Source organism: Halorhabdus rudnickae (genome assembly GCF_900880625.1).
Lineage (GTDB): Archaea > Halobacteriota > Halobacteria > Halobacteriales > Haloarculaceae > Halorhabdus > Halorhabdus rudnickae.
Window position 1 is genome coordinate 1,717,984 of the sequence record NZ_CAAHFB010000001.1, and the last position, 23,734, is coordinate 1,741,717.

29 protein-coding genes and 1 tRNA gene are annotated in these 23,734 nt (G+C 64.4%); 20 read left to right on the forward strand and 10 right to left on the reverse strand.

Going from position 1 to position 23,734, the window contains the following annotated elements; translation table 11 throughout:
• The first annotated feature begins 43 nt into the window (after positions 1-43).
• Both BN2694_RS08620 and BN2694_RS08625 read left to right on the forward strand, forming a co-directional pair.
• The gene (locus tag BN2694_RS08620; RefSeq protein ID WP_135664037.1) at positions 44-1,978 is read left to right on the forward strand and encodes an ABC transporter ATP-binding protein; all 1,935 of its coding nucleotides are present in this window, start codon (positions 44-46) and stop codon (positions 1,976-1,978) included.
• Positions 1,979-2,042: 64 nt separating this feature from the next.
• Positions 2,043-2,774 (forward strand): creatininase family protein, encoded by a 732-nt coding sequence (locus tag BN2694_RS08625; RefSeq protein ID WP_135664039.1) that lies wholly within the window; start codon positions 2,043-2,045, stop codon positions 2,772-2,774.
• On the opposite strand, the gene BN2694_RS08630 is transcribed toward BN2694_RS08625, so the two are convergent.
• From BN2694_RS08630 to BN2694_RS08640, 3 genes are all read right to left on the reverse strand, one after another.
• On the reverse strand, positions 2,775-3,197 hold the full coding sequence (locus tag BN2694_RS08630) for a DUF5790 family protein (RefSeq protein WP_135664041.1): 423 nt from the start codon (positions 3,195-3,197) through the stop codon (positions 2,775-2,777). It abuts the gene before it with no gap.
• 102 nt (positions 3,198-3,299) lie between these two features.
• Positions 3,300-4,343, reverse strand: a complete 1,044-nt coding sequence (locus BN2694_RS08635) for a DUF7544 domain-containing protein (protein WP_135664043.1) — start codon at positions 4,341-4,343, stop codon at positions 3,300-3,302.
• A 72-nt stretch (positions 4,344-4,415) separates the two neighbouring features.
• On the reverse strand, positions 4,416-4,757 hold the full coding sequence (locus BN2694_RS08640; RefSeq protein WP_135664045.1) for a dihydroneopterin aldolase family protein: 342 nt from the start codon (positions 4,755-4,757) through the stop codon (positions 4,416-4,418).
• A 148-nt stretch (positions 4,758-4,905) separates the two neighbouring features.
• Here BN2694_RS08640 and BN2694_RS08645 point away from each other — a divergent pair, with 148 nt between their 5' ends.
• A complete protein-coding gene (locus tag BN2694_RS08645) occupies positions 4,906-6,543 on the forward strand; it encodes a GTPBP1 family GTP-binding protein (protein WP_135664047.1) in 1,638 nt (545 codons plus the stop codon).
• Between the two features lie 84 nt (positions 6,544-6,627).
• Entirely contained in the window at positions 6,628-6,831 is a 204-nt protein-coding gene (locus BN2694_RS08650; protein WP_135664049.1) for a hypothetical protein, read from the forward strand.
• Between the two features lie 168 nt (positions 6,832-6,999).
• Here BN2694_RS08650 and BN2694_RS08655 read toward each other — a convergent pair whose 3' ends face one another.
• Complete coding sequence (locus tag BN2694_RS08655; protein WP_135664051.1) at positions 7,000-7,671, reverse strand: HAD family hydrolase; 672 nt, start codon at positions 7,669-7,671, stop codon at positions 7,000-7,002.
• Positions 7,672-8,273: 602 nt separating this feature from the next.
• On the opposite strand from BN2694_RS08655, the gene BN2694_RS08660 reads away from it, so the two are divergent.
• Complete coding sequence (locus tag BN2694_RS08660; RefSeq protein WP_135664053.1) at positions 8,274-9,464, forward strand: glycosyltransferase; 1,191 nt, start codon at positions 8,274-8,276, stop codon at positions 9,462-9,464.
• An 83-nt stretch (positions 9,465-9,547) separates the two neighbouring features.
• On the opposite strand, the gene mch is transcribed toward BN2694_RS08660, so the two are convergent.
• The 5 genes from mch to BN2694_RS08685 all read right to left on the reverse strand — a co-directional run bounded on the left by mch (position 9,548) and on the right by BN2694_RS08685 (position 14,463).
• Complete coding sequence (gene mch, locus BN2694_RS08665; RefSeq protein WP_135664055.1) at positions 9,548-10,480, reverse strand: methenyltetrahydromethanopterin cyclohydrolase; 933 nt, start codon at positions 10,478-10,480, stop codon at positions 9,548-9,550.
• Positions 10,481-10,554: 74 nt separating this feature from the next.
• A complete protein-coding gene (locus BN2694_RS08670; RefSeq protein ID WP_135664057.1) occupies positions 10,555-10,872 on the reverse strand; it encodes a thiamine-binding protein in 318 nt (105 codons plus the stop codon).
• Positions 10,873-11,012: 140 nt separating this feature from the next.
• Positions 11,013-12,032: a PAS domain-containing sensor histidine kinase gene (locus BN2694_RS08675; RefSeq protein ID WP_167879993.1), complete on the reverse strand. Its 1,020-nt coding sequence runs from the start codon at positions 12,030-12,032 to the stop codon at positions 11,013-11,015.
• 66 nt (positions 12,033-12,098) lie between these two features.
• Positions 12,099-12,797: a YqjF family protein gene (locus BN2694_RS08680; protein ID WP_135664061.1), complete on the reverse strand. Its 699-nt coding sequence runs from the start codon at positions 12,795-12,797 to the stop codon at positions 12,099-12,101.
• Positions 12,798-12,867: 70 nt separating this feature from the next.
• Entirely contained in the window at positions 12,868-14,463 is a 1,596-nt protein-coding gene (locus tag BN2694_RS08685) for a hypothetical protein (RefSeq protein WP_135664063.1), read from the reverse strand.
• Positions 14,464-14,617: 154 nt separating this feature from the next.
• On the opposite strand from BN2694_RS08685, the gene BN2694_RS08690 reads away from it, so the two are divergent.
• From BN2694_RS08690 to BN2694_RS08705, 3 genes are all read left to right on the forward strand, one after another.
• Positions 14,618-15,166, forward strand: a complete 549-nt coding sequence (locus BN2694_RS08690) for an NUDIX hydrolase (RefSeq protein ID WP_135664065.1) — start codon at positions 14,618-14,620, stop codon at positions 15,164-15,166.
• 338 nt (positions 15,167-15,504) lie between these two features.
• Positions 15,505-15,756 (forward strand): hypothetical protein, encoded by a 252-nt coding sequence (locus tag BN2694_RS08700; RefSeq protein ID WP_135664067.1) that lies wholly within the window; start codon positions 15,505-15,507, stop codon positions 15,754-15,756.
• Positions 15,753-16,211, forward strand: a complete 459-nt coding sequence (locus tag BN2694_RS08705) for a type II toxin-antitoxin system VapC family toxin (RefSeq protein WP_135664069.1) — start codon at positions 15,753-15,755, stop codon at positions 16,209-16,211. Before BN2694_RS08700 ends, BN2694_RS08705 begins: the two co-directional genes overlap by 4 nt.
• 407 nt (positions 16,212-16,618) lie before the next feature.
• Here the strand turns inward: BN2694_RS08705 and BN2694_RS08710 are convergent.
• Positions 16,619-16,689 (reverse strand) — tRNA-Gly (locus BN2694_RS08710).
• Positions 16,690-16,892: 203 nt separating this feature from the next.
• Here BN2694_RS08710 and BN2694_RS08715 point away from each other — a divergent pair.
• From BN2694_RS08715 to BN2694_RS08770, 12 genes are read left to right on the forward strand one after another with little or no spacing between them, the layout of a single operon-like run.
• Positions 16,893-17,816, forward strand: a complete 924-nt coding sequence (locus tag BN2694_RS08715; RefSeq protein ID WP_135664071.1) for a putative RNA uridine N3 methyltransferase — start codon at positions 16,893-16,895, stop codon at positions 17,814-17,816.
• Positions 17,817-17,823: 7 nt separating this feature from the next.
• Entirely contained in the window at positions 17,824-18,834 is a 1,011-nt protein-coding gene (locus tag BN2694_RS08720; RefSeq protein ID WP_135664073.1) for a 50S ribosomal protein L3, read from the forward strand.
• A 5-nt stretch (positions 18,835-18,839) separates the two neighbouring features.
• Positions 18,840-19,583: a 50S ribosomal protein L4 gene (rpl4p, locus tag BN2694_RS08725; RefSeq protein ID WP_135664075.1), complete on the forward strand. Its 744-nt coding sequence runs from the start codon at positions 18,840-18,842 to the stop codon at positions 19,581-19,583.
• Positions 19,580-19,843 (forward strand): 50S ribosomal protein L23, encoded by a 264-nt coding sequence (locus tag BN2694_RS08730; protein WP_135664077.1) that lies wholly within the window; start codon positions 19,580-19,582, stop codon positions 19,841-19,843. Before rpl4p ends, BN2694_RS08730 begins: the two co-directional genes overlap by 4 nt.
• 2 nt (positions 19,844-19,845) lie before the next feature.
• The gene (locus BN2694_RS08735; RefSeq protein ID WP_135664079.1) at positions 19,846-20,574 is read left to right on the forward strand and encodes a 50S ribosomal protein L2; all 729 of its coding nucleotides are present in this window, start codon (positions 19,846-19,848) and stop codon (positions 20,572-20,574) included.
• Positions 20,571-20,996, forward strand: coding sequence for a 30S ribosomal protein S19 (locus BN2694_RS08740; protein ID WP_135664081.1), 426 nt, complete (start codon positions 20,571-20,573; stop codon positions 20,994-20,996). Before BN2694_RS08735 ends, BN2694_RS08740 begins: the two co-directional genes overlap by 4 nt.
• Before the next feature lie 3 nt (positions 20,997-20,999).
• Positions 21,000-21,476 (forward strand): 50S ribosomal protein L22, encoded by a 477-nt coding sequence (locus tag BN2694_RS08745; RefSeq protein ID WP_135664083.1) that lies wholly within the window; start codon positions 21,000-21,002, stop codon positions 21,474-21,476.
• A complete protein-coding gene (locus BN2694_RS08750; RefSeq protein WP_135664096.1) occupies positions 21,476-22,495 on the forward strand; it encodes a 30S ribosomal protein S3 in 1,020 nt (339 codons plus the stop codon). Before BN2694_RS08745 ends, BN2694_RS08750 begins: the two co-directional genes overlap by 1 nt.
• A complete protein-coding gene (gene rpmC / locus BN2694_RS08755; RefSeq protein ID WP_135664098.1) occupies positions 22,492-22,701 on the forward strand; it encodes a 50S ribosomal protein L29 in 210 nt (69 codons plus the stop codon). The genes BN2694_RS08750 and rpmC overlap by 4 nt, the downstream gene beginning before the upstream one ends.
• Entirely contained in the window at positions 22,701-23,018 is a 318-nt protein-coding gene (locus BN2694_RS08760; protein ID WP_135664099.1) for a ribonuclease P protein component 1, read from the forward strand. The genes rpmC and BN2694_RS08760 overlap by 1 nt, the downstream gene beginning before the upstream one ends.
• On the forward strand, positions 23,009-23,335 hold the full coding sequence (locus BN2694_RS08765; protein WP_135664100.1) for a 30S ribosomal protein S17: 327 nt from the start codon (positions 23,009-23,011) through the stop codon (positions 23,333-23,335). Before BN2694_RS08760 ends, BN2694_RS08765 begins: the two co-directional genes overlap by 10 nt.
• Positions 23,335-23,733 carry a 50S ribosomal protein L14 gene (locus BN2694_RS08770; protein ID WP_135664101.1) on the forward strand — a complete coding sequence of 133 codons (399 nt, stop codon included), beginning with the start codon at positions 23,335-23,337 and terminating at the stop codon, positions 23,731-23,733. The genes BN2694_RS08765 and BN2694_RS08770 overlap by 1 nt, the downstream gene beginning before the upstream one ends.
• The last annotated feature ends 1 nt before the right edge of the window (position 23,734 follow it).

The following is a 23,734-nucleotide window of genomic DNA, read 5'->3' on the forward strand; positions in this document are numbered from 1 at the left end:
AGGGGCGATGAGCTTTTCACCGGCAGACCCGTCATGCGTTTCGATGGGCGTTTCTGAACTCGATGATGACGACGTGTTTGAAGACGTTCGCGAGCGCGTCGATCGCCCGATGGCCCGGCTCTTTCGCTCGTACGGCTGGGACTACCGGGTCCCCTTTGCCGTCGGGTTCGTCAGTAGCGTCGCCGCCCGGATCCTCGACCTCCTGCCGCCACTGCTGTTGACTGTCGCGATCGACGGGATCTTCGGCGACCAGGCCTTCAGTCTCTGGCTGGTCCCCGACGCCTGGCTCCCCGGGACTCGGGCCGGCCAACTATGGCTCACGGTGGCGATCATCGCCACGGCCTTCCTGATCGGCGCCGCCTTCCACTGGATGCGCAACTGGGGCTGGAACATCTTCTCCCAGAACATCCAGCACGACGTCCGGACGGACACCTACGACAAGATGCAGCGGCTGAACATGGACTTCTTCGCCGACAAGCAGACCGGCGAACTGATGTCCATCCTGTCGAACGACGTCAACCGGCTGGAGCGGTTCCTCAACGACGGGATGAACTCGTTTTTCCGGCTGTCGATCATGGTGCTCGGCATCGCCGCCATCCTCTTCTACTGGAACTGGCAACTCGCGCTGGTGACGCTCGGGGTCGTGCCGCTGATCGGCTTTTTCACCTACAAGTTCGTCCAGATCATCCAGCCCCAGTACGCCGAGGTCCGCTCGTCGGTCGGCCAGCTGAACTCGCGGCTGGAGAACAACCTCGGCGGCATCCAGGTGATCAAGACCGCGAACACCGAGACTTTCGAATCGGACCGGGTTGACGACGTCTCCGAGGACTACTTCGACGCCAACTGGGCGGCCATCAACACCCGCATCAAGTTCTTCCCCAGCCTGCGACTGCTCTCTGGGGTCGGGTTCGTCGCCACGTTCCTGCTCGGCGGGATCTGGGTGGTGACCTACCAGACGACCGGGGCCGCTCCGTGGTTTTTCACCGGCACCCTGAGTGAGGGACAGTTCGTCGGGTTTATCCTGCTCTCCCAGCGGTTCATTTGGCCGATGGCGCAGTTCGGGCAGATCATCAACATGTACCAGCGCGCCCACGCCTCCAGCGAGCGAATCTTCGGGTTAATGGATACACCGAGCCGGATCGTCGAGGATCCCGACGCCAAACCCCTCGAGGTAACTGAGGGCCACGTGGCGTTCGACGACGTCACCTTCGGCTACGACGAGAAGGATCCCATCGTCGAGGACATCTCCTTCGACGTCGCGGGTGGGGACACCGTCGCACTGGTTGGCCCGACGGGCGCCGGCAAGTCCACCATCATGAAACTTCTCCTGCGGATGTACGATGTCGACGAGGGCGCGATTCGTATCGACGGGACGGACCTCCGAGACGCGACGATTCCCAGCCTCCGGCAGGCGATGGGTTACGTTAGCCAGGAGACGTTTCTGTTCTACGGCACCGTCCGGGAGAACATCGAGTACGGCACTTTCGACGCCGACAAAGACGAAGTGGTCGAGGCCGCGAAGATGGCCGAAGCCCACCGATTCATCCAGAATCTCCCAGAGGGCTACGATACGAAAGTCGGCGAACGCGGAGTGAAACTCTCGGGCGGCCAACGCCAGCGGATCGCGCTTGCGCGTGCGATCCTCAAAGACCCGGAGGTCCTCGTGCTGGACGAGGCGACGTCCGACGTGGACACGGAGACGGAAATGCTGATACAGCGTTCCCTGGACGAACTCACCGCCGATCGGACCACCTTCGCGATCGCCCATCGGCTCTCGACTATCAAGGACGCCGAACAGATTGTCGTCGTCGAGGACGGTCGGATCGTCGAACGCGGCACCCACGAGGAGTTGCTCGTCGCCGATGGTCTCTACGCCAAACTCTGGGCAGTCCAGGCCGGCGAGATCGACGAACTCCCCGAGGAGTTCATCGAACGGGCGGCCCGGCGACGCGCACAGACCGAGGCCGACGACGACTGACGCGATCGGTGAGTGATGCGTGACTCGCGGAAGCGTTTTGCGCCAGCGGATTCCCCAGTGAGACATGAAGCTTACTGAAGCCACCTGGACGGATGTCGAATCGACCGGGACGGATCTCGCAGTCCTTCCCGTCGGATCCACCGAACAGCACGGTCCACACGCCCCCCTGGGAACCGACGCGATCGCCGCGGAGACAGTCGCCAAAGCGGGTGCCGACGCAGCCGAGTGGGAAGTGGTCGTCGCCCCGTCGATCTCGGTCGGCGTGTCAGAAGAACACCGCGCGTTCGCTGGCTCGCTGTGGGTCAGCGAAGACACCTTCCGGGCGTACATCCGCGAGACCATCGAGGCGCTGGCCCACCACGGCTTCGGCCGGATCGTCGTCGTCAATGGCCACGGCGGCAACACCGCTGCGCTCAGGGAAGTCTGCGCCCGAATCACCAGAGACGGCGACGCCTACGCCGTCCCGTTCACCTGGTTCGAAGCCGTCGATCCCGACGGGATCGAGATGGGGCATGCGGGACCCGTCGAGACGGCACTGCTCGAACACGTTGCACCCGAGTTGATCGACAGCGAGAGAAAGGAGACCGCGGGCGAAGACGCGGCCGACCGCTGGGGCGAGTGGGAGGGAAGCGTCAATCTCGCCTGCGACACCGACGGGTTCGCGGACAACGGGGTCGTCGGCGATCCAGCCGACGGCGACGGCGAGTTGGGCGAACGGTTGCTCGCCGAGGCCGCCGACGCGCTGGCGGCGCTGCTTTCCCGCGTCGCCGAGCGTGATCGTCCGGGGGAGCTATAGCTACTCCTCGTTGTCCTCGTCGTCTACGTCGTCTACGTCGGCGTCTTCGAGGGCGCTTTTGAGTTCCGGGATCGTGCTCGTCAACTCGCCAACCTGCTCGCGGGCCTCGGATAGATCGGTGACGATCCCTTCGAGTTCCTCGATTTCGTCCTCCAGGTCCCCGGCGTCCTCGAAGGCGTCGGCGCGCTCACCCATCGTGTACCACTTCTTGGCGTCCCGGAGGTGGTCCTCGGCGTCCCCCGGGTCCAGCCCAGACCGTAGCGCATTGAGCACGCCCAGCGTGTTGTCGGCCTCGACCGCCCAAATGGCGTCCACGTCGGGCAATGCTGCCCGGGTCGCTTCGAGGTGCGCTTCGACGTCCGAGCGCATCTCGCTGGCTGCTTCCCCGAAGAGGTCCTCGTCGTCAAGTGTTGCCTGGCTCATGTGTAGGGATTCAATCGCACTCCGGTTAAAAGATTGCCCGAAACTGAAAGTGAACGACACCCAACCACAGCGTTCGGCTACCTGAGAGCGGAGCGAGGGCTCTCAGAGCGACTGTGACGGACGGCGATCACCCAGCACGTCGAAGTTGGTGTTCGTGTCCCCCAGGACGAGCAGGGCGTACTGACGGTGGAAAACCTTGATCGGGACGTAGATCACGGCCGCCGCCACGAACAGGACGAGCAGATACGCCGCCAGTAGCGCGACCAGCAGGACGACCGCCCCGGCCGTGATCGTCCCGCTGCCGATCATCCCGAAGCCGACGGGGACCGCGACGATCAGGAACGGAATCGCCAGGGCGACGGCGGCGATCCCGAGGACGATGGTTCCGGCAATCTCGGTGACGATGTGGAGGCCGAACGCGACCAGGACGTACGTGCCGTACTGTTTCCACTGGTCTACCAACGTCGGCCAGAAGCGTCGCCACCCCGCGAGGACGCCGCGGTCCTCACGGAGCATGATCGGGACGACGAACTCCGTCGTGAACCCGTTTGCCAGCGCCACGAGGACCCCGACAGCGATTCCCAGCGGCACCAAGAGGATCGCACCGACGACGAGACGACTCGCCGACGGGACGCCGACTTCGCCAGCAAGTAGCCCCGCAAAGACGTCTCCGAACAGCAACACGGTGGCTCCGCCAAGGACGGCCAGTGTCCCGAGTCCGAGGACGATCCGGAAGCCGAACAGCCGTACTCCCTTGCCAGCGTACCGACGGACGTACTGCCGGACGTGGACCTCGTCCGCCGAGAGCGATTGGACGAAGACGAACTCCATGACGGCACCGATCGCAGCGACGACCAGCCCGCCCAGTACCAGCAGGGCGATCACGCCGATGACGACCGCGACGGCCGTTCCCGTGAGTTCGGGGAACTCGGCGGAGAGTTCGGGAAGCCCGTTCTCCGGTATCGACCCGGCAGTCGTGGGAGTGTTCGTCACAGTCGAAGCGGCACCACCCCCGCCGCCGGTACCACCCAGCAAGAACGCGACGACCACCGCCAGCCGTCCCCACCGCCCCGCCTCGACGGGGCTGAGAAACGAGCGGGTCATGTCAACCGCGTCGTCGATCCGTTCGACCGCGTAGAGGGCCATACCGTCTGTTCCACCCGGAGTCGTCTTAGCGTTTTGCCCGGCTTCACACCCTGAAGCGGAAGAATGAGTCGTTCACGCGACCGAAACCAGCCGCATCCGCGGGTAGCCGTCGTCCATCTCCATGACGGCGGTCGCCTCGATCCCCTCGTAGGCGACGACGATTTCCACATCGGCGAACTCGCCGGTGAACTCGGTATACCCCACGCCGGGATCGACCGCCTCCCGGATCGCCGCGGTCTTCATCTCGACAGTTACGTCCCGACAGTGGGGCTGGTTCTCGATCGCGCTCTCGATCGCGGCCGCGAGATTGGCAGCGCTCGCGGGACTGATCGGCGTCCCGGCGAACTGGTGGTACAGCGAGCCGAATTTGATCCCGAGTTCGAAACACACCTGCTGGGCGTCGGTCGGTGCCATATCGGCTTTGAGAGAGCAGCCGGGAAAACGCTTGGCCGTTCTATCGCGGTTCAGTATTGTTTGTCAACGTCCCTCAACCGACCGATACCGGCCGTTACGGACCCAACACCGGCGAAGGTTTTTGGTGACACCCCCGTTAGCGATTCCCATGAACGCCGACCGGGCCGTCCTCGAGCATGCGATCGAGCGCGGCGAGCGCGAGGGCGGCAGCGTCGAGTTCAAAGAACGGCTCACCCGCGAGACCCACCTCACCGACGGACGACTGGAAAGTCTGGCCGCCCAGTTGCGTCACCGCGTCCTCTCGGGTGACAGCGAGGCGACGTACGTCGTCGGCGTCACGGACGACGGAGGGATTGCCGGCCTCGAACCCGAGGCTTTCTCGGAGTCGATGGACGTCCTCTCGTTGCTGGCCGACGAGGCGGGCGCCCACATCGAAGACGTCGAAACGTGGGGCGTTGACGAGGCGGGCAACGCCGTCCGTGGCCAGTCGGGCGAGTGTGGACTCGTCGGCGTCGCGACGATCCAGGAGGGGGCCGTCATGGAGGACGACGAGCACATCGTCGTCGGGACGGCAGGCCACGTCGACCACGGCAAGAGTACGCTCGTTGGGTCGCTCGTCACTGGGCAAGCTGACGACGGGCAAGGCGGGACGCGGTCGTTCCTGGACGTCCGGCCTCACGAAGTCGAACGCGGCCTGTCGGCCGATCTTTCCTATGGCGTCTACGGCTTCGACGACGACGGCCCGGTCCGGATGGACAATCCCGACCGGAAGACCGACCGGGCCCGGATCGTCGAGGAGGCCGATCGCCTCGTAAGCTTCGTCGATACCGTCGGCCACGAACCCTGGCTCCGGACGACGATCCGGGGGCTCGTCGGCCAGAAACTCGACTACGGGCTACTAACAGTTGCTGCCGACGATGGACCGACCAAGACCACCCGCGAGCATCTGGGTATCCTGCTGGCGACGGACCTCCCGACGATGGTCGCTATCACGAAGGCCGATCTGGTCGACGACGAGCGCGTCCTGGAAGTAGAACGCGAGGTCGAACGACTCCTGCGGGATGTCGACCGAACGCCCCTGAACGTCGACCGCCACGGTGTCGACGCCGCGATCGAGGAGATAAGCGAGACGGTCGTCCCGGTGGTGACAACCAGCGCCGTCTCTGGGGAGGGGTTGGACACCCTCGATGAACTGTTCGAACGCCTGCCCAAGACTGGCGGCGACGAAACCGCCCAGTTCCGGATGTACGTCGACCGGAGCTACAACGTCACCGGTGTCGGTGCAGTCGCCTCGGGAACGATTAACGCCGGCCGGGTCGAGGCCGGCGACGAACTCCTGCTCGGGCCGATGGACGATGGTCGCTTCCGGGAGGTCGAGGCCCGCTCGATCGAGATGCACTACCATCGCGTTGATGAAGCCCGGGCGGGTCGGATCGTCGGCATTGCGCTGAAGGGTGTCCCAGAGCAGGATGTCGAACGCGGGATGGTCCTGCTTCCCCGCGACGCCGACCCCGACCCCGTCCGGGAGTTCGAGGCCGAAGTGATGGTGCTCAACCACCCGACGCGGATCGGCGAGGGCTACGAACCCGTCGTCCACCTAGAAACAGTCAGCGAGGCCGCCGCGTTCTACCCCGAGGGTGGGCAACTCCTGCCTGGCGATACCGGACGGGCACGTGTTCGCTTCAAGTTCCGGCCCTACCTAATCGAGGAAGGCCAGCGCTTCGTCTTCCGTGAGGGGCGATCGAAGGGCGTCGGGACCGTGACAGACGTGACGGGCGTGGAATGATACCGCCGAGAGCGTGGGGGAAGCGAACGACAGCGGAACGATCCTGGCGAAAATATCTTTGCAATATATTTCATAGAGGACGATATGGTCCTCATCGAAGACGTAGTCGTCGGAGTCCTGCTCCTGGTAGTCGGCGCCATACTGGTTGTTCGTGGCCGTTCGGTCGCTGATATGAGCGAAACGATCGATGCCATCGGCAGTACGAACTCGTTCGACGGGACAGAGGCCGCGGCGTGGAGAGTTACGCAATTCAAGATGAGGGGTGTCGTCGTTTGTTCGTCGGTTTGATGCTCCTGATCAGCGGTCTGTTCAGCTGAGCCGAGACACAACTGGTTTTCCGGTTGCGTCGTCTACGCAGACGGCGATCCAGCGGGTCTTGGATAGTTAAATCAACGAGATTGTCAGCGAACAGTTCCGATCGAATAGAGAGTGGCGAACGAGGGACTCCTCTCGTGATCAGGCCCAGGGTTCGTCGGCGACGTCGTGCATCGACGTGACGCGGTACTCGGGGACTGGATCCGGATCGATATCGGTGTCGCCGTCGAGCCAGACTGACGTGACGCCAGCGTTGTGCGCGCCCGCTACGTCGCTCTCCAGTGAATTGCCGATGTGGACGGCCCGATCGCGATCCACGCCAAGCGCGTCGAGGGCCTCGTAGAACGGCTCCGGATCGGGTTTGTACGGCGCGTCGTGGCCGCCGTGGACGACCGTCTCTACCCGGCCTTCAAGCCCCAACCCAGCGAGCTTTTGGGACTGCATCCAGGGATCGCCGTTGGTGACGATCCCGACGCGATAGCGGTCGAGCATCCGCTCGAAAGCGGTCTCTGCACCCGGGAGAAAGCGGACGTTCGTCTGGTCGCGCTCGGCTGTGAACGCCTCGGCAATGGCCCGTCCCACGTCGCCATCCATCCCGTTTTCGTCGGCGATCGTGCTGAAACAGCGCCGACGAACGTCCCGAATGTCGTCGCCCGACTCGACGAACTCCCCGAAGCGGCGATAGTAGTCTTCGACCGCGAAGAACGGATCGGCCCCCACCTGCTCGAAGGCAATCTCGAGTACGTCACCGGCGGGCCGTCGGTACTCACAGAGAGTATCATCAAGATCGAACAACACGGCGTCGACAGTCATGTGTATTTGGAGGGGATCCCGATTGAAAACGACTCCGGGATACGGACAGCCCAGGTGTCTCTACTGACGGTCTGGAACTCATCCACGATCGTCGTGAGAAGCAAACCGCCACGGTTACCGCTTGCAAACGGTGATCTATCGTGTTTCCGAGGCCATCCGGACACAGTGTTCCGAACCCGAAACGCCACCAGACGCCACTCTACAGTCGTATAGACTACACTATTGAAAAGGATTTAGAATAGTAAGTTTTTAACAAGGTGAACGAAATTTTCACCGTGTCGATTGCGGGTTCTGTCCGGGGGAGAGGGAGTGGTCCCTCCGCAGCGACCCGCTGGCAAGGTAACCATGAGACGGATGACAGCACCGTGCGGCTGGGGGGTCGTAGAGCGTTTCGAACGAAATGATCGCAGGACAGCAGAGCCATCAGTCCAACAGGGGAGACGGCACCATCCTGGCTTCGGGAGGCCAGACGGCCCCGGCGAGCGGTCCGGGCCGGCGCGGTCCAGGTGGGCGCGGTCCAAGTGGGCGAACGGTACGGACACTGTCGCGGCCGCATCTGGCGGAGACCGGGCGTCGACAACGTATTTCCAGTGAGGGGTGGCATGTCTGTGCAATCACCCCGGGGGACAGCAGCGTCGCCCGACCCTCAGGCGAATCGGCAGACCAGCGTCTCCGTCGTCATTCCGACCTACAACGAACGGGAGAACGTCCAGCAGGTTGTCAGGCACTGTCTCGACGCTCTCGCGACGTACGACATCGAAGTGATCGTCGTCGACGACGACAGTCCCGACGGCACCTGGAAGTTCGCCAGGGAGTGTTTCACGACGGACGACCGGGTGAGAGTGATACGGCGACGCGAACAGTCGGGGCTGGCGACGGCAATTGCCCGGGGATTCCGGGCGGCATCCGCGGAATACTGTACGGTCATCGACGCCGACCTGCAGCATCCGCCAGCGAAGATAGCGGCGTTACTCGAGGCCTTAGAAGCGGGGGCGGACGTCGCCATCGGCAGTCGCTACACCGACAGCGGAGGGATCGAGAACTGGTCGTGGTATCGTCGGGCGGTCAGTGGCGGGGCTTCGGCCGTCGCGAGCGTCTGTGTGCCCGAAGCCAGGTCGCTCGCGGATCCGATGAGCGGATTCTTCGCGATCCGTCAGTCTGTCGTCGAGAGCGTCGAACTGGATCCCACAGGGTACAAAATGCTGCTCGAAGTGCTCGTCAAGGGCGACTACGACTCGGTCGTGGAAGTCCCGTACGTGTTCCGGGAACGCGAACGCGGTGATTCGAAGCTTTCTGCAGGGGAGTACGTCGCGTTCCTCGAACACGTCCTTGCGCTCGGGTTCACCTCGCGAGGGATGGGTGACACCGTTGACGCGGAACGGGCTGTTCAAATGGTGGAATTCGGCGCGATCGGCGCGATCGGTGCGCTGTTGAACATGGCAGTGTTCGCACTGGCCCACGACGTCACGGGCGTTCATTACGTCGCGGCCGGTATCGTGGCCTTTCTGGTGGCTTTGCACGGTAATTTCGTTGGGAACTGGTTGCTCACGTTCGACCGTCCTCCCGGTCGATTGCGGGCACAGTACCTCCGGTTTCACGCGGTCAGTATCGGCGGGTTTGTCGTCTATACCGCCGTACTGTCCGGGTCGGTGGAGCTGATAGGACTGCCAGCACTCGGAGCGAACGCAGTCGCGATCCTCGCCGGTTCGATCATCAACTACATCGGTTCCGAACAGTTCGCGTTCCGGCCGAAATCGGTTCGATCACGCGGTGAAGCGACCGGACAAGGGTAGGGACCCCCGATTGCAATAACCCTAGCTGCCAGCGATCGACCGTCTACGTTCGCAGTCGACGTGTTTCGGTCCCGTCTCGCAGCTTACAGCCCGAAACTCTCGACCAGCAACGCCTCGCTCGTCTCGCCGTAGGTCGTCGTCTCACCGCCGATCACGTCGACAGTAACCTGGGCGGGGCCAAAGACGTCCGCCGGGAGTTCCTCGAAGTCCCAATCTGTTTCCGCGAAGATGTCGGCGAAGGGCTGACCATACTCATCGCTGGCCGTCGAGGGGAGTTCGTCGAAGCGATCGAACGCCGACTCGACGATAAGATGAACCTCGCCGCCATAGGCCAGCGCATCGTTCGTCCGGGCCATCGCTGCTGTCTCGTCGCTCGCGACGGGCGCGACCGGGGCCGTTCCCGACACGGAATGGACGTCAGCCGGATCGTAACCCAACTCGAACAGCCGGTAGACGGCGAGTTCACTAGCCCGCGCCGCGGCCGAGACACTGCCCGTGATCGAGGCCGTCGCGTAGGTCGGCAAGAAGACTGCGCTCTCGTCGACGCCAGCCAGGTCGGCGACTTGTGTGGCTGCCGCGTCGGTCGGTAGCTCGTCGGCCTCGATAGCGAGGACTGCGAAGTCGAACGCCTCGGCATAGCCCAGCCGGTCAAAAACATCCTCGTCGGCGACCAGTGCTCGTGCGGGTCCGCTACCGAGTCCCTCGAAGTCCTCGGTTGCGAGTTCCCAGCCAGCCTTCTGTGAGCCCAGCAGCGCCAACACGGGATGGTCAGTCGTCAGTTCGACGTGCGGGATCGAGGCGTCAGCGATCGACTCCAGGTGCGACGTGACGGAGGCGAGTCCCGCAGTCTGGATCTCGGTGAGCATCAGACCCGCCTCGACGCCGCCGGGATGGTCGACGCCGAAGTCAAGCACAGTCGCCTCGTTGTCGAGTCGAAACTCGGCGACTCCGAGCTCGTCGGCGAAGTCGATCGCCTCGTCGACGAGTTCGGTCGCCATCCGGTTGAGTTGATCCATGCCCCCGCTTCGAACGGGGGCTTGAAAACTCATGCTACAGGCGGCCGCCGGGCCGACCGCCCGGTCGCCGTCGGTTACTCCTCGAGATCGCGTTCGGGATCGTGCCCGAGTTCGTTGGCGACGGATTCAACTTTGTCCTGGGCGGCATGCTCGACCGCCCGCTTATCGTCGATCTTTAGCAGCGTCTCGACGCGGTCGGCGTCGACCGCATCGTGGGCGTCGGCCGCCGCGGCGAAGATATCCGCCGGATCCTCGGCCTCGATGATCGTCCCCATCGGCGTCGTCTCGTAGCCAACATCGTGCTCCTCGATGGCTGCGACCGCTTTAGCAACCTCGCCGGACATGCTCTCCTCGATGACCGGTGCGACCGTCAGGAAGCCGAACGCTGTCATGTGTCACGCTTTGGGGCCAGCCAGTAAATGTCCAGCGGTTCTGTCCTCTCGCTGGCGACCTGATCCATACTCGACAGCTGAGCGTCGCCGTCGTCGTATGGTCACAACCAGCGTCTGACCGAGGAGTGAAATGGCCCCGCTCAGGGATCGGCTCGATCGGCCGACAGGTCTCTGTCGTGGAATTCGAAGCGTGCCCCGCCCCCATCGCTTTCGGTCACCGAGACGTCCCACCCGTGGGCAGTTGCGATCCGGTCGACGATCGTGAGGCCGACCCCGGTACCGCTGTAGCCGGTCGAAAATCCGTGTTCGAAGACTCGCTCGTGGTCGTCAGGGTCGATGCCGGGGCCGTCGTCGGCCACGAAGAATCCACCTTCCGCGAGGGGGCCGACCGTGACCGTCACATGGTCGCCGCCGTGTCCCACGGCGTTGCGGAAGAGGTTCTCGAAGAGGGTCCGGAGTTTGGCCGGGTCGGCGTCGACGGTGGCTGCGGGGTCGACATCCAGCGTCGCCGAGCGGGTGTCGACGTTCTCCCAGACGTGGCGGCTCGCCTCGGCCAGCGAGACGCGTTCGCTCTCGCCGGTCTCGCCGTTGCCCTGTGCGAGGTCGAGCAACTCGTCGGTGATCGTCTCGATGCGTTCGAGAGCGTCGATGGCTGTCTCAACGGACGCCGACTCGTTGCCGGCCCGCATCAGTTCCAGGTGACTCAGCGCCACCGAAAGCGGGTTCCGGAGGTCATGAGAGACCATGCTGGCGAACTGGTCGAGTCGCTCGACTTGCTCCTCGAGCTGACGTTCGCGCTCGACGAACTCGGTCACGTCCGAGGAGATCCCTGCCAGTCCAACGACGCCCCCGTCGTCGAACACCGGGACGCCGACCGTCTCCAGGTGGCGCTCGTCGTCGCCCTCGCCGACAGTTACCTCGAGGACGTACTCCCGGTCGGGGTCACCCGCGGCGACATCGTTCCTGATCGCCGTCAGCCACTCCCGTGCCGCCGTCGTGTTCTCGGGATGAATGACGGCCGCGGGATCACAGTCCGGCGAGACGCCAACCACCGACTCGTAGGCTGGATTGACGTAGACGATACCCTCTAGATCGGCGTCGAGCATCCAGATCACCTCCGTCAGGTGGTCGACGATCTGCCGGAACGGATCCCGTTGCATATTGTACCGTAGTTCGGACACGTTCGGCCTTGAATGTGGGGTTTCCGAACCTACCGACATCGCCGCTCAGGCGTTTCGGACCCACCCCGCCGTCACGTCGATCCCGGGGCTGTACAGCAGATGCGGGTCCCCGTCTGGGGAATCAAAGCCCGACGCTTCGAACAGCGTGTTGTGTTCGATCGTCACGTCGACGTCCTGCAGGGGCCAGGGCTCGTGCTCGATCTCGCCGACGGCGATCGAGCCTCGCCGCTCGGTGAAAAACCGGTAGCGCTCGACCAGGAACGCCTCGAGCGTCCCAGATTCGACTGATTCGGGCTCGCCCCGCGGGCGGATCGTGGCATCGAACGCAGCGTCCGGCGCTCCCGAGTGGTGGCGTTGGCTGCGGAACCGAGTCTCCCCGTCACGTTCACTGACAGTCATCTCGGCGCGGTAGTACGGCAGGCCGAACAGACGACGCGCGATTGCGACGCCCAGGCGGTCGTCGGCGTCGAGATTGTAGAAGTACACGCCCGGCACGTCGTCGTGGCGGACGTACGTCCGGAGGTTGAGTTCCTGAAACGAGCGACCGATCGGGACGAACCGCGGCCGAATGTCGTCCATCCGGAAGCCGACGATCCCCAGCCACGCCTGGCCGTCGAACGTGTCGACCGTCAGGCCGTCGGGAAGCGTCGCTTCGAGGACTGTTGGGTCGACGGGCCAGTGGGCGAAGAACACGTCTCGCCACGCCATCGTGAGCACGTCGCGCTGGGTCCCGCTCGAGGGCATACGTTTCCTACGGCTGCCAGCCGCTTTGTCGTTCGGGTTGCCTCGTTTTGCGGGCGAGTAACGGACCCGGTCAGTACAAGATGGCTTCCCAGACCCATGCCATCGGCTTCCGTGAGCCGACCGGCTCCGGGCGTCGGATGTCAGCAGTGCCGACCTCCTGGAACTGCCACCGATAGTCGAACGCGTGGCCAGTTTCCCGGGAGCGGAACGTCGCCTCAACCACCCCGACGGTTCCGCGCTCCCGGTCGACGACGACCTTGACCGTGCTCTCATCGTCGAACCCTCCGCTTGAGCCCTGATAGGTGGTGTCTCCTTGGAATGCGTCGCCGATGGCCTCGGGGTGATTGAACCGATAGACGAGCGTCGAGTCGGTGCTGGAACTCACCTGTGGATCGGCATCAGGTGCCAGAAGAGCAATCTCCGGGATCTCGCTGGCGGGGACGTACGCGGGGAGCTGTCTGACCTGCCAGTTCCCGGTGGCAATCGTGGCTTCGAGGGATCCGTCCGTCGCCGCGTCGCCCCTGAACCGTGTTGCGTAGGTCCCCTCACCCATGAACCCACCAACGGTGCTGGTCCCGTTCTCGTCGTACATGTAGAGGTACATCCGTCGATCATCGGCGTCGACCCCTGTCCGGAGCGAGAGCGTGAAGGACTCGTTCGCGCTCCGGTTTCGCGAGGTCATGACGACGCGGTGATTTGCTTCGGCCGTGTTCTCTATCGCGGTACTGTAGGCCGCTTCGGGATCATTTGAGAGTGGTTCGATCGGAGCCTGTCCAGCCCCAACGTCCGCAACCCGGACAACACCCGCACCCGCCACCGCGACCGACAGGACCGCGATACCGATGGCGACTCGCTTCCAGGGCAGCGGGGTGACCGAACCCCGATCGGGGACACTCGCCGATACCGTGCCCCGGACATATCCGACGTGAACCGCCACCCACAGCAACGTGCTGGCGCCGCCGATCACGGTGATCGTCGTCACGGCGACCAGCTCCGAATCCGGCCATAATTCGGTCACGTATTCCAGTAGTATGGTCGCGGTTCTGAACAGGACGATCGTAGCGAGCGCGTAGCCGAAAAACGTGCTCGGGTGACGGCGAGCGAACCCGGCACTCGAACGCCAGGCCATCCACGGGTTGGCGTCCTCGAAAACGACGAAGAGATCGGTGAAGCGGGTCACGAGCAGTCCGACGCCGAACCCCATCCAGAAGGCAAGCGCCAGTTCGGAAAGGATCTGTAACGACGAGGAGAACCGCGAGCCGACGAGGACGTACATTCCCAGCCGGAGTCCGGTCGCGAGGACGTACCAAGAGAGAACCGCGGCGATCCCGGCGACGACCGCGACCCCCAGGGCGACTGAATTAGCGACGAGCAGCGAGCGGTACTGCGTCCGGACGGCGTTCCAGGATTGTCGAAGCGTCGCTGTCAATCCCGTCCGATCGCCGGCCAGCGGCGCATACAACGCGACCAGCAACGGCAGCGTCACGACCAGCATCAACGGGACCCCAACGATCTCCGCTACGGTGACGTTGTCCGTGATCGCCACCAGACCGAGCCCCACGGCACTTGTCACGGCAGTGGCGACCAGTACGACTGCAGCGGTAACGACGACCAGTGCGGGACGGATCGCACGCAGCGACGGCCCGATATCCTCGCGAAGACCCATGGTATCCGGTAGCGCTCAGCGCAGTGACATAACGATCCCGATTACTGACAGTGGTGCGTGATCAGGGAGATATCGAACAGGGGGACGGCCGCGACTCGCCGGCGATCAGATCAGTACCGGACCTGTTTTGGTACTGCTCGTGTGACGGTGGTGCATGGTCGAGGACGACCTCGCGTGGGAGACACTGGACGATCGCGTCGTCTACAGTTGTGCAGGCTTCGACATCTACAACGAGGACGTACGCTTCCCGAACGGTGACGTAGGGGAGTTCGATTACCTCTCGGAGAACGAGGCAGTCGTCGTGCTCCCGTTCACCCCGAACGGTAAGGTGGTCGTCATCGACGAATGGCGACAGGCCGTCAAGCGCGTCAACCGTAGTCTTCCCGCCGGGTCGATCGAAGACGCTGACGCGGATCGCGAGACCGCTGCTCGACGCGAACTCGCCGAGGAGACCGGCTACGAGGCTGGCAGCGTCGAACACCTCACGACGGTCGAACCGGCCAACGGCTACTCGGACTCTGTCTTTCACTACTTCGTCGCCGAGGACTGCGAACCGACCGCTGGGCAAGATCTCGACGACAACGAGTCGATCCGCGTCGAAACGACGACGATGGACGACCTGCTGGAAGCAGTCCGTGAAGACGACCTCCGCGACGGCCGGAGTGCACTGGCCGTGCTCTACTACCAGGCTTTCGAGCGGTAACTCGTCTCGGGCGGGGCTCACTGAGACAGTCCGGCCGAGCTCGGTTCCGATCCGATGGCCTGTACTCGTACTACCGGGCGACCTCTCTCGGCGAGGGGGTCCTCACGCACGGCGTGCGCGAACTCATGTGCGAGGAATGGGACTTGCGTGAGATGTACGGGGAGTGAGTGTGCGTCTGTTCGCGATTTCCTCGCTTGTGGGTGTCCCAATCGACAGTATCGATCGAGTATCGAAGTCCGCCCCCCACTATTCGGAATCTCACAGCGCCCGTTCGTCTGGCCCAGCCGTGGCCGAGGGGATTAAATGCATTCCGCATGTACATACTCATGAAAATATTCATGTCTACGGATGCCGATGCGAAAGTCGTCCAGACGCGACTCACGGAACAAGAGTACGAACAGCTTCGCCGGGTGGCCGACCAGGAGGGGCTCCCGCTGAAAGAGGTACTCCGGCGAGCGGCGATCGAGTTCTCGAAGCGACAGGAGAAACACGACCCTGAAGATCCGTTCTTTGCCGAGCAAGTGCCGGAGGTGGCCGACGAGGAGTCGTCGCTCACCGCAACGAAAACCGACGAGTATCTCTACGAATGACCGATCTGGAGCGCTTTCGACCGTCGTCGGGTGGTCCGACCGCGCTGTTTCTCGATACGAGTGGGTTGTTTGCCTACTTTCACCCGCAGGCTGCCGAACACGAAGAAGCGACTGCGTTTCTCCAGGCAGTCGGATCGAACGAGGTTCCCTATCGACCGTTGTACACCAGTACGTACGTCGTCGACGAACTGGCCACGTTGCTGCTCTCGAAAGGGACACACGAACTCGCGACGGTGGCACTCGATCGGACGCTTGATTCCGAACACGTCTCCGTGATCGCCGAAGACGAGGACGAGTTCGCCGCTGCCCGGCAGGCGTTCGAACGGTACGACGACCACGAGATCTCGTTCACCGACCAACTCAGCGGCGTCCAGATGCGAGAGCGCGACGTTGGACACGTCTTCGCCTACGACGGTGACTTCCGGACGCTCGGATTCGAACAGCTGCCGCGGTGATTGCGCGGAGACGAAACTCCGCACCGTATGGATTTGGAGAAGATGCGACGGCCGAGAGTTCACCAAGCGAAGCGAGGTGAACGCCGATCGACGGCGTCGATCGGAATTTGAACTCGATGGCGAGACGATCCTGCTCGCTCCCGCTGGTCGCTGCGCGGGCTGCAACTGGCGTGTTCAAATCTCTATTGACGCATTCATCCTCGCGCTGAAGCGAGCGACACGCAGAGCGGTCGCTCGCTGGTTTTGCGCTCGGTAGAAGTGCGACGGCCGAGATTTGAACAGGTGCCAGACGGTCGGCCTCACTCCGTTCGGCCGCTGCGACTGGCGTGCTCAAATCTCGGTTGCGCACACAACAAACTCCGTGATAGCGCGGAGATGAAACTCCGCGCAGTTGGAGTTTGGAGAAGTGCGACGGCCGAGATTTGAACTCGGGTTAGGACCGTGGCAGGGTCCTGTGATACCACTACACCACCGTCGCACGGTGCATTCCAAAGTCGGGCGTGAGAGAAACATAAGGCTTCCGAATCGAGTGCCCGAAAGCGGGTGGTCCACGACAGCCACACGCATGCACCGCAATCCCCTGAGAGAGCGTCTCACGACCGGGTCAAAGCGGCATCCTTTTAGGACTTGGGCCGGGAGTAATCGGCACAGTCTAGTGGCGTGACCTGGAAGCGTCACGGCATGACGCTATGCGCACTCGTGCCGTCGTCGCTCTGCCGCGAGGCGGAGGACAAACGCGAAGCGACCCGGAAGATTGGCTACGTGGCCCGTGCGGCCACCGTCTTCGGGGTCGACCGTTTGACCGTCTTCCCCGACCCTGACGGGGCGGGGAGATGGGGCGACGGGTTCGTCGAAACCGTGCTGCGGTACGCCGCCACACCCCCCTACCTCCGAAAGGCGGTATGGGACAGGCGGGACGAACTGGAGTGTGTCGGCGTCCTGCCGCCGCTCCGCGTTGCGACACGGACCGGCTCCGGATCGGACGATTCGGGGTCGTTGAGACAGGGAATCGTGACCGAGGTCGGACCTGATGGGCGCGTCCGGGTCAATTGCGGCCTGCAACACCCGATCTCTCTCCCCGTTCCGGACGACCGGAACGTGGCTGAGGGGGAGCGTGTCACCGTCAGGGTCTCTTCGAGACGACCGGTCCGCGCGAAACTCACCGACGAGTCCCCACCGGGATTCGGAGTCGATCGCACGGACCTCGATACGGCGCTCGAACGCTCCAATGCCGGCGTTACCATCGCCGCGTCCCGTCACGGCCAGTCGCTCACATCCGGGCGACTGGGGCAGTTGATCGGGACGATCGATGGCGCCGGCGGCGACATGACAGTCGTCTTCGGGGCACCCGAGCGCGGTTTGCCGGCTATCCTCGGCGTCGATACGGATGCCGTCGGCTCGGCCACCGTGGCGGAGCTTTCGGCTGCCGACGACACGGAGGACGGCGTCGACACCGTCGACGCAGAAGACGCGGTCACCGGAAGGCGACCGGACGGAACCCGGTTCGACCTCTGGCTGAACACGGTTCCCAACCAGGGAAGCGAGGTCGTGCGAACCGAAGAAGCGATGTTCGCCACCCTCGCGCCCCTGACACTCACGGAGTGAGAATCCGATGCCACAACCAAGCAGACCACGCAAAGGCTCGCTGGCCTACAGTCCGCGCAAGCGCGCGACCAGTGAGACGCCGCGGTTCAACACCTGGCCCGATGACGCGGGCCAGCCGGGCGTACAGGGCTTTGCCGGCTACAAGGCCGGCATGAGCCACGTCGTTGTCATCAACGACGAGCCCGACTCGCCGCGAGAGGGCATGGAGGAGACCGTGCCCGTCACTGTCGTCGAGACGCCGCCGATGCGGGCGGTGGCTCTGCGAGCCTACGAAGACACGCCGTACGGCCTGCGCCCCCTCACGGAGGTCTGGACCGACGAGTTCCATCCGGATCTCGATCGGGCCATCGACCTCCCGGAGGGCCAGGACCGCGACGCCACAGAGGAACAGATCAGGAGCGCCTTGGACGACGGTCGTCTCGGGGACGTGCGTCTCATCACGCACACGGTCCCGGGCGAGCTCGCAGGCGTTCCCAAGAACGAACCGGACGTCATGGAGACCCGCGTCGGCGGCGGTTCGCTGACCGATCGCCTCGAGCACGGCCTCGAACTGCTCAACGACGGCGAGTACGCCATGACCGACGTCTTCCGCGCCGGCGAGTACGCCGACGTGGCGGGCGTCACCAAGGGCAAGGGCACCCAGGGCCCCGTCAAGCGCTGGGGCGTCCAGAAACGGAAGGGCAAACACGCCCGCCAGGGCTGGCGCCGCCGGATCGGCAACCTGGGTCCGTGGAACCCCTCGCGGGTTCGCTCGACGGTGCCCCAGCAGGGCCAGACCGGCTACCACCAGCGCACCGAACTCAACAAGCGCCTCATCGACCTCGGCGACGACGACGTCACCCCCGACGGTGGCTTCGTCAACTACGGCGAGGTCGACGGGGAGTACGCGCTCGTCAAGGGCTCGGTTCCCGGGCCCGAGGAGCGCCTGGTTCGCCTGCGCCCGGCCGTCCGGCCGACCGACCAGCCGCGTCTCGACCCCGAGGTGCGGTACGTCTCTACGGAGTCAAACCAGGGGTGAGATGAATGCAGGCAACACTACACGACCTGGACGGCAGCGCCGACGGCGAGGTCGAGCTGCCGGACGTCTTCGAGACGCCCTACCGGCCCGACCTCATCAAGTCGGCAGTGCTCGCCGCCCAGGCCAACCGCAAGCAGAAGTACGGAGCCGACGAGTACGCGGGCCTGCGGACGCCCGCCGAGTCGATGGGGAGTGGCCGCGGTCAGGCCCACGTCCCCCAGCAGGACGGCCAGGCACGACGCGTCCCCCAGACGGTGGGGGGCCGGCCGGCCCACCCGCCGAAGGCCGAGAAAGACCCTGCGCCCGACCTCAACGACAAGGAACGCAAACTTGCGACCCGATCGGCGATCGCGGCGACCGCCGACGCGGATCTGGTCGCAGAGCGCGGTCACGAGTTCGACGAAGGTGTCGACCTGCCGCTGGTCGTCTCTGATTCCTTCGAGGATCTCCAGAAGACCCAGGCAGTCGTCGACGTGCTCGAGAGCCTCGGCGTCCACGCGGACATCGAGCGGGCCGACGACCGGACCGTGCGAGCCGGCCAGGGGACGACCCGCGGCCGGAAGTACCGCACGCCGACGTCGATCCTGTTCGTCACGAGCGAGGAGCCCTCGAAAGCGGCCCGCAACCTCGCGGGCGCGGACGTCACGACCGCACGCGAAGTCAACACGGAAGACCTCGCGCCGGGCGCGACGGGCGGGCGACTCACCGTCTGGACGGAAAGCGCACTCGCGGAGGTGGCCGACCGATGACCGATCCGATCGACGTCATCGAGCACCCTCACGTCACCGAAAAGGCCATGGACAAGATGGACTTCCAGAACAAGCTGCAGTTCATCGTCAAGACGGACGCGGCCAAGGCCGACGTACGCGAGGCCGTCGAGCAGCAGTTCGACGTGACGGTCGAGAACGTGAACACGCAGGTCACGATGAATGGCAACAAAAAGGCGGAGGTTACCCTCTCGGCTGACGACGACGCCGAGGAGATCGCCTCCCGAATCGGGGTGTTCTGAACATGGGACGACGTATTCAGGGACAACGACGCGGTCGCGGGACGCCCACGTTCCGGGCGCCCTCCCATCGCTACAAGTCCGATCTCTCACACCGGAGCACCGAAGCGCGTGACGGCGATCTCATTGCGGGTACGGTCGTGGATATCGAACACGATCCGGCCCGGAGCGCGCCCGTCGCCGCCGTCGAGTTCGAAGATGGTGACCAACGACTGGTACTGGCGCCGGAAGGCGTCGGCGTCGGCGACGAGATCCAGGTCGGGGTCAGCGCGGATATCAAGCCGGGCAACACGTTGCCACTGGCGGAGATCCCCGAGGGCGTCCAGATCTGTAACGTCGAGGCTAATCCCGGCGACGGTGGGCAGTTCGCCCGCGCGTCGGGCGTCTCGGCCCAGTTGATGGCCCACGACCGCAACGTAACGGTCGTTCAGTTGCCCAGCGACGAGGTCAAGCGACTGGATCCGGACTGCCGGGCGACGATCGGCGTCGTCGCGGGCGGCGGCCGGACGGAGAAGCCCTTCGTGAAGGCAGGCAACAAGTACCACAAGATGGCCTCCCGCGGGACGAAGTGGCCGCGGGTCCGCGGTGTCGCGATGAACGCCGTCGATCACCCCTTCGGTGGTGGCGGCCGCCAGCATCCCGGCAAGCCCAAGTCCATCTCACGCAACGCCCCGCCGGGCCGGAAAGTGGGCGACATCTCCTCGCGACGCACCGGCCGAGGTGAGGACCAATGAGTTCGAGTGACTATCAGATCGGCCACGAGGGTGAGTTCACCTACCGTGGTCACACGCTAGAGGAGTTGCAGGAGATGTCGATCGAGGAAGTCGCGGAACTGTTACCCGCACGCAAGCGGCGAAGCATCAAACGCGGCCTGTCCTACGAAAAGGAACAACTGCTCGAGAAGGCCCGCGAGGCCGGCGAGGAGGAGACGGCGAACGACCCGATCAGGACCCACCTGCGGGACATGCCGATCCTCCCCGAGTTCGTCGGGATCACCTTTGCGGTCCACAACGGCCAGAGCTTCGAGCGCGTGAAGGTCGAACCGGAGATGATCGGCCATTACCTGGGCGAGTTCCAGCTCACGCGCACGAGCGTCGAGCACGGACAGGCCGGGATCGGGGCGACCCGCTCCTCGAAGTTCGTGCCCCTCAAGTAATCCATGGGAATCAGCTACTCAGTCGACGCAGATCCGGAGACGACGGCGAAAGCGATGCTCCGGGAGCGTCAGATGAGCCACAAGCACAGCAAGGCCATCGCCCGGGAGATCAAGGGCATGACCGCCGAGGCGGCGGTCGCCTATCTCGAGGACGTCATCGAGGGCGCCCAGTCGGTGCCCTTCAAGTCCCACAATTCGGGCGTCGGCCACCGATCAGACGTCGAGGGCTGGGACGCCGGCCGATACCCCGAGAAGGCCAGCGAGGCCTTCCTCGACCTGCTCGAGAACGCCATCGGCAACGCCGAGTACGCGGGCCAAGACGGCGAGTCCATGGAGATCATGCACGTCGCCGCTCACAAGGTCGGCGAGCAGCGTGGTCGCCAGCCCCGTGCAATGGGTCGAGCCAACGAGTGGAACACGCCGGAGGTCGACGTCGAACTCATCCTGGTAGAACCCGACGCCGAGGAGGGTGATGCCTGATGGCCGACGAACTGCAGTTCATCGAGGACGGCCTCCAGCGCACCCAGATCGACGAGTTCTTCGAGGACGAACTCGGTCGGGCGGGCTACGGCGGCATGGAAGTCGCTAAGACGCCGATGGGGACCCAGATCGTCCTCAAGGCCGAAAAGCCCGGCATGGTGATCGGGAAGGGTGGGAAGAACATCCGCAAGATCACCACCACCCTCGAAGAGGAGTTCGACCTCGAGGACCCCCAGGTCGACGTCCAGGAGGTCGAGGAGCCGGATCTGAACGCCCGGATCGTCGCCGATCGCCTGGCCAACGCCTTAGAGCGCGGCTGGTACTTCCGGAAGGCCGGTCACACGACGATCGACCGGATCATGGAAGCCGGCGCGAAGGGTGCCGAGATCGTCCTCTCGGGGAAGGTCACAGGCGCCCGCTCCCGCGTCGAGAAGTTCAACCGCGGCTACATCAAGCACAACGGCGAACCCGCCGAGGACATCGTCGACCACGGTCAGGGCGTCGCCGTCATGAAGCTCGGCACGATCGGCGTGGACGTCAAGATCATCCCGCCGGAGGCCGAGCTGCCCGACGACTTCGAGATCTACGAGGACGTCGACGTCTCGGAGTACGTCGAAGAAGTCGAAGGCGACTCGGTCGAGGAGCTACTCACCGGCGAGCCCGAAGAGGGCGAGGATGACGCGGAAGCCGCGACGGGCGCGCCGCCCGAGGAATCCGAGGAGGCGGCCGACGAGGACGCCCCCGAGGAGGAAGTCGTCGAGGAGGCTGCCGAGGCCGAAGAGTTCGACGACGTCGATGTCCCGGACGATTCGGGTGTCGAGGAAGACCTCGACGAACTCGAGTCGGCCGTCGACGAGGAACTCGACGAGGAGACAGAAGAAGAGGCCGAGGAACTCCTCGAAGAGATGGACAGCGCAGAGCAGGACTCCGCGGACACTTCGAGCGGCGACGAGCCGCGAGACGACGCGGATGCAGACGCTGCCGACGACGAAGCTGACGAGGAGGGTGACGAGGAATGACGATCCTCCATCCCACGGAGATCCGCGACATGACGCCCGCCGAGCGCGAGGCCGAACTCGAGGACCTCCAGACGGAACTGCTGAACGCCCGCGCCGTCCAGGCGACGGGTGGCGCTCCGGAGAACCCCGGGCGCATCAAGGAGATCCGCAAGGCGATCGCGCGGATCAAGACGATCGAAGCTGAAGAAACAGAGGAGACAGCGTAATGTCACGTACCGCCGTCACCCTGCCACGCCACGAACTGATCGGGCTCGCCGTTCGCGTCAGCGACGCGACCGATCCCGGTCTCGTGGGCATCGAGGGAACGGTCGTCAACGAGACGACCAACACCCTCGTGATCGGGGCTGGCGGGCGGACGTGGCAGGTCCCGAAGGCCGCCGTGACCTTCGAGTTCGAACTGCCCGACGGTGCGGGGGACGATCCCGATTCGGGTGCGTCCACCGTCGTCACCGTCGAGGGAGTGCGGCTCGTTGCACGGCCAGCCAGACGGACCGAGCGGAGAGGTGATTCCACATGGCGTTAGGATTGAACGTACGACAGCCGGACGAGACCTGTGACGACCCCAACTGCCCGTTCCACGGCACCCTCTCGGTGCGCGGGCAGACGGTCGAAGGCACGGTCGCGTCCACAGACATGGAGAAGACCGTCGTCGTCGAGCGCGAGTACGACGTCCCGGTGCCGAAATACGACCGCCTGATGAAACGGCGGAGTCGCATCCCGGCTCACGCACCCCCGTGCGTGGACCTGGATGAGGGCGACACGGTCACGATCGCAGAGACCCGACCACTCTCGAAGACGAAATCACACGTAGTGGTCGAGAAACACGGAGGTGAGGCCTGATGGAGGCCCTCAACGCCGACGTCACCCAGGGCCTAGAGAAGGGTTCGCTCGTCACGTGTGCGGACAACACGGGCGCACGCGAACTCAAGGTCATTAGCGTCGCGGGCTACTCCGGGACGAAGAACCGCCACCCGAAGGCGGGCCTGGGCGACAAGATTACCGTCTCGGTGACCAAGGGTACCCCAGAGATGCGACGGCAGGTGCTGGAGGCAGTCGTCGTCCGCCAGCGCAAGCCGATCCGGCGACCCGACGGCCAGCGCGTGAAGTTCGAGGATAACGCGGCCGTCATCGTCGACGAGAACGAGGATCCCCGAGGGACCGAACTTCGCGGGCCGATCGCCCGCGAGGTGGCCGAACGCTTTGGCTCCATCGCCTCGGCAGCCACGATGATCGTATAGC

Coding starts and splice junctions, on each gene's coding strand:
- BN2694_RS08765 (WP_135664100.1), top strand. CDS start 23,009: ATGGCGTTAGGATTGAACGTACGACAGCCGGACGAGACCTGTGACGAC.
- BN2694_RS08640 (WP_135664045.1), bottom strand. CDS start 4,757: ATGGCACCGACCGACGCCCAGCAGGTGTGTTTCGAACTCGGGATCAAA.
- rpl4p (WP_135664075.1), top strand. CDS start 18,840: ATGCAGGCAACACTACACGACCTGGACGGCAGCGCCGACGGCGAGGTC.
- BN2694_RS08660 (WP_135664053.1), top strand. CDS start 8,274: ATGTCTGTGCAATCACCCCGGGGGACAGCAGCGTCGCCCGACCCTCAG.
- BN2694_RS08630 (WP_135664041.1), bottom strand. CDS start 3,197: ATGAGCCAGGCAACACTTGACGACGAGGACCTCTTCGGGGAAGCAGCC.
- BN2694_RS08620 (WP_135664037.1), top strand. CDS start 44: ATGGGCGTTTCTGAACTCGATGATGACGACGTGTTTGAAGACGTTCGC.
- BN2694_RS08635 (WP_135664043.1), bottom strand. CDS start 4,343: ATGGCCCTCTACGCGGTCGAACGGATCGACGACGCGGTTGACATGACC.
- BN2694_RS08760 (WP_135664099.1), top strand. CDS start 22,701: ATGTCACGTACCGCCGTCACCCTGCCACGCCACGAACTGATCGGGCTC.
- BN2694_RS08625 (WP_135664039.1), top strand. CDS start 2,043: ATGAAGCTTACTGAAGCCACCTGGACGGATGTCGAATCGACCGGGACG.
- BN2694_RS08770 (WP_135664101.1), top strand. CDS start 23,335: ATGGAGGCCCTCAACGCCGACGTCACCCAGGGCCTAGAGAAGGGTTCG.
- BN2694_RS08655 (WP_135664051.1), bottom strand. CDS start 7,671: ATGACTGTCGACGCCGTGTTGTTCGATCTTGATGATACTCTCTGTGAG.
- BN2694_RS08740 (WP_135664081.1), top strand. CDS start 20,571: ATGAGTTCGAGTGACTATCAGATCGGCCACGAGGGTGAGTTCACCTAC.
- BN2694_RS08690 (WP_135664065.1), top strand. CDS start 14,618: ATGGTCGAGGACGACCTCGCGTGGGAGACACTGGACGATCGCGTCGTC.
- BN2694_RS08720 (WP_135664073.1), top strand. CDS start 17,824: ATGCCACAACCAAGCAGACCACGCAAAGGCTCGCTGGCCTACAGTCCG.
- BN2694_RS08685 (WP_135664063.1), bottom strand. CDS start 14,463: ATGGGTCTTCGCGAGGATATCGGGCCGTCGCTGCGTGCGATCCGTCCC.
- BN2694_RS08670 (WP_135664057.1), bottom strand. CDS start 10,872: ATGACAGCGTTCGGCTTCCTGACGGTCGCACCGGTCATCGAGGAGAGC.
- BN2694_RS08650 (WP_135664049.1), top strand. CDS start 6,628: ATGGTCCTCATCGAAGACGTAGTCGTCGGAGTCCTGCTCCTGGTAGTC.
- mch (WP_135664055.1), bottom strand. CDS start 10,480: ATGGATCAACTCAACCGGATGGCGACCGAACTCGTCGACGAGGCGATC.
- BN2694_RS08675 (WP_167879993.1), bottom strand. CDS start 12,032: ATGCAACGGGATCCGTTCCGGCAGATCGTCGACCACCTGACGGAGGTG.
- BN2694_RS08645 (WP_135664047.1), top strand. CDS start 4,906: ATGAACGCCGACCGGGCCGTCCTCGAGCATGCGATCGAGCGCGGCGAG.
- BN2694_RS08745 (WP_135664083.1), top strand. CDS start 21,000: ATGGGAATCAGCTACTCAGTCGACGCAGATCCGGAGACGACGGCGAAA.
- rpmC (WP_135664098.1), top strand. CDS start 22,492: ATGACGATCCTCCATCCCACGGAGATCCGCGACATGACGCCCGCCGAG.
- BN2694_RS08735 (WP_135664079.1), top strand. CDS start 19,846: ATGGGACGACGTATTCAGGGACAACGACGCGGTCGCGGGACGCCCACG.
- BN2694_RS08750 (WP_135664096.1), top strand. CDS start 21,476: ATGGCCGACGAACTGCAGTTCATCGAGGACGGCCTCCAGCGCACCCAG.
- BN2694_RS08730 (WP_135664077.1), top strand. CDS start 19,580: ATGACCGATCCGATCGACGTCATCGAGCACCCTCACGTCACCGAAAAG.
- BN2694_RS08715 (WP_135664071.1), top strand. CDS start 16,893: ATGACGCTATGCGCACTCGTGCCGTCGTCGCTCTGCCGCGAGGCGGAG.
- BN2694_RS08705 (WP_135664069.1), top strand. CDS start 15,753: ATGACCGATCTGGAGCGCTTTCGACCGTCGTCGGGTGGTCCGACCGCG.
- BN2694_RS08700 (WP_135664067.1), top strand. CDS start 15,505: ATGTCTACGGATGCCGATGCGAAAGTCGTCCAGACGCGACTCACGGAA.
- BN2694_RS08680 (WP_135664061.1), bottom strand. CDS start 12,797: ATGCCCTCGAGCGGGACCCAGCGCGACGTGCTCACGATGGCGTGGCGA.